Source organism: Eremococcus coleocola ACS-139-V-Col8, from assembly GCF_000183205.1.
Classification (GTDB): Bacteria; Bacillota; Bacilli; order Lactobacillales; family Aerococcaceae; genus Eremococcus; species Eremococcus coleocola.
Window position 1 is genome coordinate 1 of sequence record NZ_AENN01000005.1, and the last position, 13169, is coordinate 13169.

At 36.6% G+C, this 13169-nt stretch carries 12 protein-coding genes and 2 pseudogenes; 4 read left to right on the forward strand and 10 right to left on the reverse strand.

Annotated elements, in window-relative coordinates; translation table 11 throughout:
- Positions 1–1294: pseudogene (locus tag HMPREF9257_RS01280) on the forward strand (copper-translocating P-type ATPase); the annotation flags it as partial.
- A 329-nt stretch (positions 1295–1623) separates the two neighbouring features.
- Here the strand turns inward: HMPREF9257_RS01280 and HMPREF9257_RS01285 are convergent.
- The 9 genes and pseudogenes from HMPREF9257_RS01285 to HMPREF9257_RS01320 all read right to left on the reverse strand — a co-directional run bounded on the left by HMPREF9257_RS01285 (position 1624) and on the right by HMPREF9257_RS01320 (position 9962).
- Positions 1624–2970, reverse strand: coding sequence for a recombinase family protein (locus HMPREF9257_RS01285; RefSeq protein WP_280960057.1), 1347 nt, complete (start codon positions 2968–2970; stop codon positions 1624–1626).
- Positions 2944–3396, reverse strand: a pseudogene (locus HMPREF9257_RS09330) (recombinase family protein); the annotation flags it as partial. The gene HMPREF9257_RS01285 and the pseudogene HMPREF9257_RS09330, both read right to left, overlap by 27 nt.
- Positions 3397–3407: 11 nt before the next feature.
- Complete coding sequence (locus HMPREF9257_RS01295; protein ID WP_006417678.1) at positions 3408–4250, reverse strand: Eco47II family restriction endonuclease; 843 nt, start codon at positions 4248–4250, stop codon at positions 3408–3410.
- A complete protein-coding gene (locus HMPREF9257_RS01300) occupies positions 4234–5241 on the reverse strand; it encodes a DNA cytosine methyltransferase (RefSeq protein ID WP_006417696.1) in 1008 nt (335 codons plus the stop codon). The genes HMPREF9257_RS01295 and HMPREF9257_RS01300 overlap by 17 nt, the downstream gene beginning before the upstream one ends.
- Positions 5242–5252: 11 nt before the next feature.
- Positions 5253–5414 carry a plasmid mobilization protein gene (locus tag HMPREF9257_RS08900; protein WP_081453707.1) on the reverse strand — a complete coding sequence of 54 codons (162 nt, stop codon included), beginning with the start codon at positions 5412–5414 and terminating at the stop codon, positions 5253–5255.
- Positions 5415–5499: 85 nt separating this feature from the next.
- On the reverse strand, positions 5500–6888 hold the full coding sequence (locus HMPREF9257_RS01305) for a relaxase/mobilization nuclease domain-containing protein (protein ID WP_040466622.1): 1389 nt from the start codon (positions 6886–6888) through the stop codon (positions 5500–5502).
- Entirely contained in the window at positions 6870–7382 is a 513-nt protein-coding gene (locus HMPREF9257_RS01310; RefSeq protein ID WP_006417715.1) for a hypothetical protein, read from the reverse strand. The genes HMPREF9257_RS01305 and HMPREF9257_RS01310 overlap by 19 nt, the downstream gene beginning before the upstream one ends.
- A gap of 262 nt (positions 7383–7644) precedes the next feature.
- Positions 7645–8079 carry a hypothetical protein gene (locus HMPREF9257_RS01315; RefSeq protein WP_006417709.1) on the reverse strand — a complete coding sequence of 145 codons (435 nt, stop codon included), beginning with the start codon at positions 8077–8079 and terminating at the stop codon, positions 7645–7647.
- A gap of 23 nt (positions 8080–8102) precedes the next feature.
- Positions 8103–9962 carry a DNA primase family protein gene (locus tag HMPREF9257_RS01320; RefSeq protein WP_006417700.1) on the reverse strand — a complete coding sequence of 620 codons (1860 nt, stop codon included), beginning with the start codon at positions 9960–9962 and terminating at the stop codon, positions 8103–8105.
- A 1086-nt stretch (positions 9963–11048) separates the two neighbouring features.
- Here HMPREF9257_RS01320 and HMPREF9257_RS01325 point away from each other — a divergent pair.
- A complete protein-coding gene (locus HMPREF9257_RS01325) occupies positions 11049–11336 on the forward strand; it encodes a hypothetical protein (RefSeq protein ID WP_006417694.1) in 288 nt (95 codons plus the stop codon).
- A 580-nt stretch (positions 11337–11916) separates the two neighbouring features.
- Here the strand turns inward: HMPREF9257_RS01325 and HMPREF9257_RS08675 are convergent.
- The gene (locus HMPREF9257_RS08675) at positions 11917–12360 is read right to left on the reverse strand and encodes a hypothetical protein (protein WP_050782803.1); all 444 of its coding nucleotides are present in this window, start codon (positions 12358–12360) and stop codon (positions 11917–11919) included.
- 287 nt (positions 12361–12647) lie between these two features.
- Between HMPREF9257_RS08675 and HMPREF9257_RS01340 the strand changes: the two genes are divergently transcribed.
- Together HMPREF9257_RS01340 and HMPREF9257_RS09395 are read left to right on the forward strand one after the other, a co-directional pair.
- Positions 12648–12911: a type II toxin-antitoxin system Phd/YefM family antitoxin gene (locus HMPREF9257_RS01340; protein ID WP_006417695.1), complete on the forward strand. Its 264-nt coding sequence runs from the start codon at positions 12648–12650 to the stop codon at positions 12909–12911.
- Complete coding sequence (locus HMPREF9257_RS09395; RefSeq protein ID WP_006417714.1) at positions 12904–13089, forward strand: type II toxin-antitoxin system RelE/ParE family toxin; 186 nt, start codon at positions 12904–12906, stop codon at positions 13087–13089. Before HMPREF9257_RS01340 ends, HMPREF9257_RS09395 begins: the two co-directional genes overlap by 8 nt.
- Positions 13090–13169 lie beyond the last annotated feature (80 nt).

A 13169-nucleotide genomic window follows, 5' to 3' on the forward strand; every position in this document is an offset into this window, starting at 1 on the left:
GCTCAACAAATGGAGAAGGGGTTCTTTATATTAAAGTGCTTGAGACAGGTGATAAGTCCTTTATCTCTCAAGTACAGGATTTAATCAGCCAAGCTCAAAGTCAACCTTCTCGTGCAGAAAATATTGCTCAAAAAGTTGCAGGGTGGCTCTTCTATATTGCTGTTATTGTCGCGCTAATTGCTTTCGTAACATGGATGGTTATAGAAGATTTGCCAACGGCAGTTATATTTACTATTACTACATTAGTAATTGCTTGTCCGCACGCATTGGGTCTGGCTATTCCATTGGTAACCGCCCGTAGCACAAGCTTAGGAGCTAGTCGTGGCTTACTAGTAAAAGACCGCCAAGCCTTAGAAATAGCTCAAGATGCAGATGTGATGATTTTAGATAAAACGGGTACTTTAACAACTGGTGAGTTTAAAGTATTAGATGTAAAACTTCTTAATGACAAATATACAAAAGAGGAAATCATTGCCTTACTGGCAGGTATTGAAGGAGGATCTAGCCACCCAATTGCTCAATCAATTATAAGCTTCGCCAACCAAGAAGGTATAAGTCCAGTATCCTTTGATTCCATTGATGTAATTTCCGGTGCTGGCGTAGAAGGTAAAGCCAATGGGCACCAATACCAATTAATCAGTCAAAAAGCATACGGACGTAATCTAGATATGGATATTCCAAAAGGAGCAACCCTCAGTGTCTTAGTAGAAAACGATGATGCCATTGGTGCTGTAGCTTTGGGGGATGAATTAAAAGCAACCAGTAAAGAGTTAATTAAAGTTCTTAAAAAGAACAATATAGAGCCAATTATGGCAACAGGTGATAATGAAAAAGCGGCTCAAGGCGCGGCAGAAGATTTAGGGATTAAATATAGATCAAATCAATCTCCACAAGACAAATATGAGTTAGTAAAAAACTTAAAGAAGAAGGAAAAAAAGTTATCATGGTAGGTGACGGTGTCAATGATGCTCCTTCTCTTGCCTTGGCAGATGTTGGAATAGCGGTCGGTGCAGGAACTCAAGTGGCGTTGGATTCAGCTGATGTCATCTTGACTCAATCTGATCCAGGAGATATTGAATCATTTATTGAATTAGCACACAAAACAACTCGTAAAATGAAACAAAATCTCTTTTGGGGAGCCGGTTATAACTTTATAGCTATCCCTCTAGCTGCAGGAATTTTGGCTCCTATTGGTATCACATTAAGCCCTGCATTAGGAGCAATTCTAATGTCTGTGTCAACAGTCTTAGTTGCAATTAATGCTATTTTATTAAGATTAGATCCGAAAAAATAACGGTTAACAGATTGAATGATTGAAACTCCTTAAAGTATCAAGATACAATAGTTTTACAGGAGAAAAAGAGATATAAGTACTGGCTCTTTGTAAAATCGTGTTGGTAGAAGTAGACGATTTTTCTACCAACACGATTTTTAATTTATTATAGAACTGATTTCTTTTAAAATCCTAAAAGCCATTGATTTCAACAGTCCTATAGACTATTATCTTATTTTCTACACATCAATACTACCGCTTCAGTAGCCGATTGCACCCAATCATTCACTCGCTTCGCTCGTCATTCTTGGGCAATCCGTGCACGGGCAGGACAGCTGCTTCTTCAGTCGCTAACGCGCCTTCACAAGCAGTGTCACTGCCTCAACGTGTCCTTCCTTATCCCACCTAATTTCATTGGCCATTACACTATCACCAACATATTCCCAACGGTCATAAATCATCTCACCATGTTTTTCAATCAACTTGGCATTCTTATGTGGGACTAAATCACCTTTTGTGTAATCACTAGTTGCAAAACTCAACGGAAACTTAAAGACTATCTTTTTCACGGCTCTTTCTTTTCTGTCAAAGTCTTCAAAAAGTTCCACTCGTTCGATATATCTTCTAAAAAACTTCTTTTGTTCAAGCTCACTCATTGAACGCCAATTCCACAAGTATTCGCTCAAAGCCCTATACTCATCTGCAGCACTATTGCTTATGATGATTTCCTGTCTAAGTCGTCTATCAACTTCCCTAATTTCCTGCTTTACCCTTGCTAAATCCGTGTATTTTTTATCTTGGTCAAAGACTAAATCATCATATTTCATCTGGTAGGCGATATCATCAACATCAAGCTCATCTAATCTTGTGCTGATATTTTGAATTTGTGCCTTTAAGATCCTTTTGGTCTTTTCTAATCCTTCAAGCTCTTTTTCAATCTTCTCTTTATCCGACATCTCAAGCATTTTCGCCTTTAATTCCTCAATAATTAAATCTCCTATATCTGCACTTCGTAAAGCCAAATAAACTTCTAAGTCAATCTTATCTTGCGGTGGTTGTCTTCTAAACGTGCATATTCTGCCATCTGCGAGCTTTTGATGCTTGCAAACATAAAAGAAACTGTCTTTATAATATGTTCCATCTTTCTTACGCTTTCTATTGACGTTGCCATACATATTACCCCCACAAGATGGACATTTTAATATTCCTGATAGCTTATGTTCATGCTCAAGGCTATGGGTCTTGATATTGCCTACCCCTGTTCTTTTACGCTTTTCATGTGCCTTATTCCATAATTCTTCACTGACAATAGCTTCATGAACACCCTCTGAAACGATATAATCATCACTTTTTACCATCTCATACTGATTACGGTTTCCTTTTTTCTTCTGTGTTTTTCTCTTTCCATAGGCAATCTTGCCCATGTAGACTTCATTGTCTAAAACTCGTTTCACAAAATCAGCTGTAAAAAGCTCTAAGCTATTGTTCTTGTACTTCTTTCTCCTATAACCCCTGTCGTTTAGATGATTAGCAACCCTCATCATGCCGTTATCATCAAGATACAACTCATAAATCATCTTAACGATTTTTGCTTCTTCTTCGACTATTTCTAGCTCTCCATTAACTAGATTATAGCCATAAGGGGCTTGCCCACCATTCCATCTTCCTTGACGGGCTTTCTCTTTTCGTCCTTCCATGGTTTGAACGGCGATATTATCCCTTTCAAGCTCTGCTAAAGCCCCGAGTATCGTGATAATGACCTTGCCAATCCCTTTTGATGAATCAATCCCATCTTCAACGCATATAAGGTCCACGCCATAGTCTTGGATTAATTCAAAAGTATCTAAGATATCTCTTGTGTTACGCCCAAAACGGCTCAACTTATAGACAATGATTTAGTCTACATCTTCGCCTGCCATGACATACTCGAGCATTCTTTGAAACTCTTCACGCCCTTCAATCGACTTGCCACTTTTTCCTTCATCTGAGAACTCTCTGATGATATCTATATCAAGGCTTTTCGCATAACTTTCTATTCTTTGCTTTTGTGCATCGAGAGAAAAGCCCTCAATCTGCATTGAGGTACTAACCCTTGTGTATGAGTAGGCTCTTTTCTTTGCCAAAAGAACACCTCCTAGTCAATGTTGGTATTTTTATCAGCGATACAATCAAATTCATTGTATGTGCTAAAACCAAGCATATACATAGCTAAAATCATTCCCATATTTTCGCTTGTTCCTTCAAACCCATCAGCTACTCTTTTAATTTCTTCATAAACTTTATCTTTAGGAACAGCTAATTCATCACCTTCATCAATGACTTCTTTTACAATTTCTGGAAGGACTTTACAGATTTGATAAAACGCATCGCTTTGCCCTGTAACAATCTCATAGAACCTATCAATGCTTACTCGTCTAATCCTATTATGTGATACTTTTTGCCCATCAACTGTGGTTTGCCAAATAATATTTTGACTTCTTGCCGCTATGGCTTCAACTAAAAAGCAAACACAATTATCATCATGTAATAACTGATTTTGCATTTTCATATAAGTTTTACCTGCTGATGATGAGTTCATCGTATTGTGTTTATTTTTAAGCTCAACGCATACTTTGGCTACCTCATTTCCATTATCCAAAACATAACCTTCAGGTGATTCATAAATCACATCCCAACCACCTTCTTTGCCATTATCTGGCACACGACAATGTTCTATATAGTTAAAAATTCTCTGATGAAAATAACCTATTTCGTTTGTGTTTGACTTATCCCTTTGTCTAAATATCTCATTGGCAATGATTGTTTCCCAATCCTCACCATAAACTGCCTTATCAAATATCATTTTGACAGGGTCAATAAAATTTCTATTAAATTTTTTGACATCATAAGAAACTAGCTTAGTTCCATAATGTTTTATTGTATTTTTAACATGCTTTTTAAAGTCCTCTTGACTTATGAAATCAATTGTCCATTCCATTTTTATCCTCCATATCCAACGCCTTTATTATTTCTAAACCAATCCTTCTTGCAAGTTCTACTGGAACAGCGTTACCAATTTGCTTATATTGGTCACTTAGCCCACCACAAAATTCCCATTCATCAGGGAAACTTTGAATCCTTGCATATTCCCTCACTGTGAAGGGTCTTGTTTCTTCAGGATGGCATCTTTCTGTTTGTTTTTGTGATGGGGAAGTGGTCAAGGTCAAACTTGGCTCATCCCAAGATATCCTTCTTGCCATTCCTCTTCGTCCACCACCTGAATAATAGCTTTTGCCCATATAGTCTTTGGCTACCTCTTCAGGTAAATCAACCCAACAACCCCCAGCAGGAACAAGCTCCATAACCTTACGCTTATTCTCACTATATGGCTGATAAGGACTATCTGGAACATCTTTCAAAACATCTCTTAAAATTGTCATTTCTCCATCTTCTTTAGGATATTCAAAATCAATTTTATCCTTCAAATCGCTTCGAATACCAATAACAATGAGCCTTTGCCTTTTTTGTCCAACGCCAAAATAGGCTGCGTTTAATACCTTATAGCCTATTTCATATCCCAAAGACTCAAATTCATGTTTAATGGTCTTAAAAGTTCTTCCTTTATCATGACTTAAAAGCCCTTTGACATTTTCAAACAAAAATATTTTAGGCTGAACTTCTTTTACGCATCTTGCAAACTCCGCAAATAACGTTCCTCTGGTATCGCCAAATCCTAATCTTTTACCAGCATAGGAAAATGCTTGACAAGGAGCCCCACCACTCACCACATCAATTTTGTTTTTATATTGGCTAAAATCCACATTAGCAATATCATCTTCAATGACATTCCAATCTGGTCTGTTTTCTCTTAATGTTTCGCAAGCCCTTTGGTCAAATTCAACAAATAATTTTCCTTCAATGCCAGCTTCTTCCAAACCTAGAGCTAAACCACCAGCACCAGCAAATAATTCAATACCTGTGTATTTCATCATTTCTCCAATCAATCTTTCTTATTATTTTCAACATATTTAGCAGCTGCAAGCCTTAAAAAAGCAGACAAGCTAAGCCCGTATTTCTTCGCTATTTCCTTTAGTTCATCTCGTTCTTTTGGTGTTAAAGATACAGATATACTGCATCTTTTATTATCATCATTTTTACTCATATCTAAATCCTCCAATAAAAAATGGACCTATTTTTTAATAAGTCCATTATACTATATTCTTGACCAAGATTTCAATAACAGTTGACTAATAACCATAGTCAATACCTTTGTCTTGTGCATCTTCAATTTGAAGCCTTAAAGCATCCTGCATCAATGCCTCTTGTTTCTTAATCAAATCACTATTGCGACCACTTTTTACCCTATTGCCTAAAAATCGTTTTTGTTCTTCTTTCATTGTGGATTGCATTTTTTCCCCATGTCTTTTTTCTTCTTCAACTTCTTTCTTGTCAGCATTTAGATTGATTTTTTTACTATAATCAATTACTTTTTCAACCTTAATTTGAGCTGGTTTTTCAACTTCTTTTTCCAATTGTTCTTTTTCACGTCTTTCAGCTTCTCTTCTTGCTTCTTCTCGCTCTTTCGCCATTTTTTCTTGAACTCTTTGCCAAATGTCATCAACATCTTTTTGTCTTTGTGTTCTTGTATCTACTTTTTCTTTTCTCAGAGCTTTTTGTCTTTGTTCCTCTTGTTCTTCTTCTAGGGCTTCTTGTTTCTTTCTTTCTTCTTCGACCTTTCTCTTTGCTTCAGATTCTATTCTTGCTTCTTCTTCTTTTCGTTTTGCTTCAGCTTCTTGTTGCTCTTGCAAATTATCCTTAAAAAAATCATTTAATTCATAAGGCGAGTATACTTTACCCAACTTATATGACCTTGACTTCAAAGCTCTGTTTGGTAACTTAGTGCCTTCTGGAACATTGGATAAATCTTTCAGTTCATAGGTATAATATGCACCATATTTCTTGCTTTTACCTTTTCTTATACCAACACCATTTTCTTCAAGATTTTTAAAAAAAACATCTACACTTGTTACATTAAATGCCGATTTAGCAATTCGCTCTCTAATATCTTCTTTCCAAGAATACGTATCTTTGTCTTTTTTGACCCTTTCCATTTGCGTTATTTTAGAATAATAACCATAATTCTCTTTTCCATCGTCAAGCTCAAAATATCTACTTGCTACCTTATCTGTCCACTTAGTGATGTTGGGCCAGTAGTATTGATTATTTTTACAGCCTTTGCTCGTTTGCATGTGAACGTCATTGACGATGATATGGTTATGAATCAGTCCACTCTTACCATCTGTTTGAGTAAAAATTATACTTTGTCTACCCGGATAAAACTCTCTTGCAAACTCCATACCTATCTCATTTGCCGTCAAAATATCATTTCTGTTTTGAGAGTCAAGCTCATTCTTGCTAAAGCTTTGAACAATACGCAAAACTTGTGTGGTATGATTCTTGCCTGCCCTCATCCAATACTTTTGCATCTGAGTGATTGGGTCCATGCCATCAAACATGTTCACCATTCCGATATACTCATTACGGTTTTCTTTTCCGTTATGACCTTTACCTTTTCCCTGTGCATACTCGATTGCACCACGCCCATTCGCTGTTCTAGTTACCCTTGAATATGCCATAATGCTTCACTCACTTCCTGTGCAACCTGCTCATAATTAGTCACGATATCTTCCAACTTTTGCATGTCTAATATTTCTACATCTCTATCGAGCTTACCGTCATACTTCAATTTCAAATCTTGATAAAAATTCACTCCAATACGTCTTATCTGTTGTTTCATTTCACTTAATTCGTTCGCCAAAATAATCAAAATGCTATTGATTGCATCTGCTTGCTCTCTATCTATATACCTCAAATTTCCAAAGTATCTTTCAAGTCCTCCAGCAGCTGCAATACGGACTACTTGTGCCTTACTCACCCCATTACGGTCAGCTAATTCCTGAAACACTTCATTAGCTTCTCTACTGAATCGTACAGTCATTGGCACAAGCCAATCTTTCTTCATATCATCAATCATGTCTTCAGCTTCTTTATCGCTTACATTATTTCCCGTGCCGGTTAATAATGTTTGCTCATCGTCGTTAGCCCTCATGTTCTTATTCACTGCGTTCATAAATCTAACTCCTTTTATTTCACTTCTTCGGGCTTACGCATAGGGAGGTCAACTCGTTCATCTAACTTCAGTTTTTTCCCCTAACTACCTCCCTATGCTTATACAAGCATAGAGTTTCGGTGCCACATAGTGGCTTACCTCAACTCTACCGCTCGGACCATAGGTCCTTCGCTTGCTTGTAGGGTGGGGCTTCGCCCCTCCCTTAACCCTCCCTAATCGGCTAACGCCATAAGGGTCTGCAAGCCCCTGTAACTTCTTTTTCCTAACGATAGTTACTCTCTTGTTGATAATCCTGTTCAGGAAAATCTTCCTCTATGTCAGAAGAATTTTCTTCTTGTTTCTTCTTTGCATACTCCTCAAGATGTTGCTCATGTCTAAGTTTTGTTTCTCTTCTTCTTGCATTTGTTTCTTTTCGTTTGAGTCTTGCTTGCTCAAGCTCTTCACTTGCCATCTCAAGCACATGGTCAAAACTTTTTTCATAGAATGTCGCCAATACTTTTGCATCAGTCTTGGTATTCTGCTCTAACCAGACAGTGAGCTTGTCACTGTCTGTTAATGCATCAAAGATAACTTGAAGTTTATCTTTTACCTTTAACATTCTCGCTTCTTTTTCAAGTCGCTCTTTCTCTCTTGTTGCTTCTTCCAATTGCTTTTGCACTTGTCGTAAGTGATTGCTTTTGTTGTTTATATTACTCATGTGCAGATACCCTCCTTAAAATTTTATTTTTCTATACAATCAAGCTCTAAGTCTTCGCAGACTTGCTTGTATTTTCCTTGTTCCATTAAATCTTTTGGACATGTATTGTTATCTTGGCAATACTCCCACATTTTCTTTCTGACAATTCCTCTTTGGCGACCACCATAATAAACATCTTTATCATTAACCCTTATGGAAAGGACCCTTGATACTTCATGCCAATTATCAGAATTAATCAATAAACCCTTACCATCAGTTGTCTTAGGTTGTATCCACTTACCACTTTGCTCAACGATAATATTTAATCTTTTGATAAATGTGCGATTTGACATGACTGATGTATTTGGTCGGTTTTGTTTTAGCCACCAATTAAATAACTCCCACAAATAGCAGTTTGCTAAAAAGTCTTCATGAGAATTAGCGATATATTCATGGTAAAACTCAACCACAGGGTCGTTTTCCATGACATATTCTTCTTTCAACGCTTTTGAATCACTTGGTTCTAAAAGTTCATAAACCTTGTCCATTTCAACAAGCAGATGATAAAGCATATACTCACTAAACTCACGGGACTTCACCCATGGTTGGATTAACTTATCGTCTTCTTCACCGTCAAACCTTGCAGGAAAAGGAACTAATACGAGTCTATCTAGCCATGCTTGACTCTTATCTCTTGACTTTGGTAAATCATTAGCGGCAGCAAGAAGAAAAATAAGTGGTCTATAACTAAACATGTTTTCACCTTTTCTCTCCACAGCAATTGTTCCGTGGGCAATGAGCGTTTTTAATTTTCTTGTATTCCTAATATAAGTATTAGTATCGGAATCGTCACAAAGAACTAAACTCTTACCAACAATACCAGCTAAAGCAAATCGTCCAGCCCCATCAGTGTTAGATAAATCCTCAAGACTGCTTGGCATAACATTACCTTCACCAACAAGAGCGTTTATCATTTCAAGAAATGTACTTTTTCCATTCTTCCCGCTGTTATAAAGCAAAGCCATTTGTCGCCATATCCACTTAGGTCGAACACAAGCACAGGCAATCACTAAAAGGGCTTGGGAAAGCTTTTGATTGTCAGCCGCCAACTCGTTAATCCAATCAAGAGGGTTTATCCTTGTCCCATCAGGTTTAATGTGATATGGAATCGAAGGTGGTGACTCCGCTAAATTGGTTGATAGCTTGGATAAAAACACGTAATCGGGTGAAAAAGGAATACGCTGTTTTGTTTCGTAATTAAACAAAGTATTATTTAATGCAATGATATTTGGGTCATCACATTCAAGTATTCTATTTTCTGGTCTTGCTGCATAATCATGAAGACTAGTATAAAATTCACTTTTCCAACGTGAACTTCTATCACTACCGAGTAATTCAATCCAAAGGTTTAAAAGTCCATCACCAATAAATTCATATAAACCTGTCTTTTCGTTATAACGACAAATAGGTCCCTCAGCTCTTGGGTTTCTCATCGTTTCTGGTGTTACAACCATATTGATTTTCTCAGCCAAAGTAAGTATACGAACGGCTTGAGCAGGAGATAAACCTTTTGAAGATGGCCAGTTTAATTGACGGTAATTTTCCATCTCCTGAAGAGCCACCCCTTTTGGTGGTCTTTCATTAAGAATTTTAATCATTTCATTAAAATTTCCAACTACACTATTAGCAAAATCTTTCATAGTATCCAATAAGACCATCGCCTCATTAATCTGCCAATCAGCCATGGTATATTCCACAGCATAAAGTTCCAATTCTGCATAAAGATTTATAGTTTCTAAAAACTTATCACGTTGAGCATTTAAAGGTTCATTAGTTGTAATGAAATATGAATCATTAGCTATACCAGCGACAAATTGTTTTTCATATTCTTCAAATTCTGACAAAGTTTCTTCATCAATCTCTTGTAAAATCTCTTCATTTATGTTAAAATTATTTTGAGAATTGGAGATAGTCTCTTTTGATTCGTCATCAAGGGGGCTATCTTTTTTTATGTCTTCATTTTTTTATTCATAATAGAAATCCTTTCTTTTTTTATTTTCACGAACAAAAAAAGCGGCAAACCAAAAGAACCCTTTAAAAGGTCTTTTGATTCACCGCTTGTGACTTTGTTTGTCCAATTTTAGCCTAGGGCTACAATTCAAGATTGTAGTTTACCTGCTAAGACGCTGTATACATCGCAATTAGGTTGTCAGCCCTAATCACTCCCAGAAAGACTTACACCCTCTTACGCTTAATGCTGGTAGTTGCTTTTCTCTTGTATTTCGTGTTCGTGAATTTTTGCTATTCAATTTTCTTATTCTCTTATATTTTAGCACCTTTGAATAAAAAAATCAACCACTAACCACAATATATTGACTTTTTAAGTCGTTCTATTGCCATATGTTGTGGTTTTCTGTTCATTTATGAGGAGAAATTCCCTCACAACAAAAAGAAAAAAGGTGGGGATGAAGACCATCACAGACAAAAAAGCATGTTATTAATTTAAAAAATATATTCCTGAACACTTGAACACTTCAAAAATCCTAAGTGTTCAGCTAAGTGTTCAGCTCAAAGCCTTGATTTTACTAGGTTTCTTCCTCCCCTGAACACTTGAACACTTGACTTCCAACTCAATCCTTATTTATATAATATATATTATTTTTTCTCTCCCCCGCGTAAGAGGTGGTTTTCTAAGTGTTCAAGTGTTCAGACCCTCTACAAACGGCTAAATATCAACGTTTTATCCTGAACACTTAGAAAATCCAAGTGTTCAGCTAAGTGTTCAAGTGTTCAGTTATCACCCCCTTTTCTTGCTTTCTTCACTTCCACCACCCAACCAATGCCCAATATTGGGACGTACACTTCTAAGTTCCACCTCACAAAATCACCCTCCACCCTTTCCTGTGATAAATCCCCCATATAAGACTAACCCTAGCAAGGCGAAGCCTTGCGACAGTATGCTTGAACATCTATAGCAGGAGGGTAAAAACATGTTTGATAATATTAAAACTTATAAGGACTTTGCAGACCGTCTTGGTGGTCTTATTCTTTGTAATGAAATGGCTGGCCGTGACATAGAACTCATATCAGGGGAACTAACCTATGATGAAGATTGCTATTATGAAATCTTTCAATGGTTCATTATTCAAGACCCATCTTTTGCGATGGACCATACCGATGAACTAATCTTTTATGATAATGAGCTAAATCTTTATATCCTAGGTGTAACCCATTATGGAACAGCATGGGATTATGTATCTGCTCCAGACTTTCACTAAACGAAAAAGGCAAGATAGACTACTTCTAGTCCGTCTTGCCTTTATTTTCTTTTATAAGCCCATATAAGCCTCTAGAACGCCTGTAAACGCCCTAGGTATATCATTACTCGTCTAAACTCTAAAACAGTCCTTAAAACGTATCCTATGTGTTGCTTTTATTTCTTTCTCCATCCATCAATCATCTTGAAGTGGATAAAAGCTTCTTTGATAGCTTCCATCTTTTCTTCAGGACACTTAGGAACAACTTGGTCTTCTTTTTTGCTCAAATTATAGTTTTTCCTCTTTGCCAGCCCAAACTTTTCCTTAGCTTGACCAATGTATAAGTTCGTCACATTGAACCCATTCGTCTTCTTTATCCACGCTTTAATTTCCTCATAAGTAGCATCTTTATAAGGTATTATCTCATTATCTTTAGGTTCATACTCAATGTAAATAGTCTTCTCGACCTCTTGGTGGGATAAAAGGGCAACCGTCTCGACATGTGCCGGTTATAAAGTATGGATTGATTTCACTATGATGATTAGGTAGTGTGGATATTTAATTGAAAAAAGCCACTTAAAACTTTAACAATATTATTTTATTACTTGATAACTTCATGTTTATCAACAATCTCATACCAATCTACTCCAAATAAATATTCTGATGTTTCGGTATCAGGAAAGATGCCAAAGGCTAAACCATTCTCTAAATAAACATCATCATAATCGTATTGGCTATAACGGTGTCCATCAATATAATCAGTTTCTCCTTCTAATGCTATTGAAACTTCTATACCATGATCTTCAATCTCGATACAAGCAAATCGTTCTCCAGAATTTGGGCCTGATTTTAGCAATTGGTCTGACTCCAAAGTGCAAGAAATCGTATGTGCTTTACCATCAGGAACATATTCAATACCAATATAATATCGAAATTCGTAGCCCCAAATGCTACCTGTCTCACTATAATCATAAGGAACAGACTGACCATCAATTTTAATGTCTATATTACCCAATGGAGTACTTAATTTTTTTATCTTTTTCATTTGTCATTCACCCGTCTACAGTATACCAAAATAAGAGACACCGAACTATACTATACCGCTACAACATGGTTCTATCTCTAGAGTTGTGAACATGCCTACATAAAATGAAGTATCTTGGTAATTCAAGTCGTAATACCTTTCATTTTTTAAGATGTATCAAAAGAATAAACTTATTTTGATGTGACCCTCAAAAGTTAGATTTATGCTCCAACTTTTCGGGGCACTACACACTTACCTTGTTGATAGTTTAATGATAGAATTATGATAATAAAAAAGGAGGTCTTCTTATGAATATTCGTCCTGTTTCAGATCTAAGAAATAAATTTCCTGAAGTCGAAGAAGAAGTTATTGAATCTGGACATCCTGTCTTTTTAACTAAAAATGGCTATGGCACGATGGTATTAATGAGCATCGATCAATACGAATTTATGACCCAAGACATTGAAAGCAAACTTGATGAAGCGGATCACTTAGCAGCTTCCACAGAGACAAGGTATGGCCTCGATGAGGTGATTGAGCGAGTCATGGAGCGCATTAATCAGCATGGCTAACTATCAAATTCGTATTCTTCCTAGCTTTGAGCAAGATTTAAATCAAATTGTGGATTATATTGCTTTAACGTTGTCCAATCCATCTGCAGCGATGAATCTAGTAGAGAATATTCATAAAGCAATTGAGGAGCGAGCTAACTATCCTCTTAACTTCCAACCTTTCTTAAGTCAAAAATAGAGAAAACATCCATATTATGTCATCCGAGTTGGAAACTACTCTATTTTCTAAGTGGTGATTGATTCCTTCATGGAAACCGC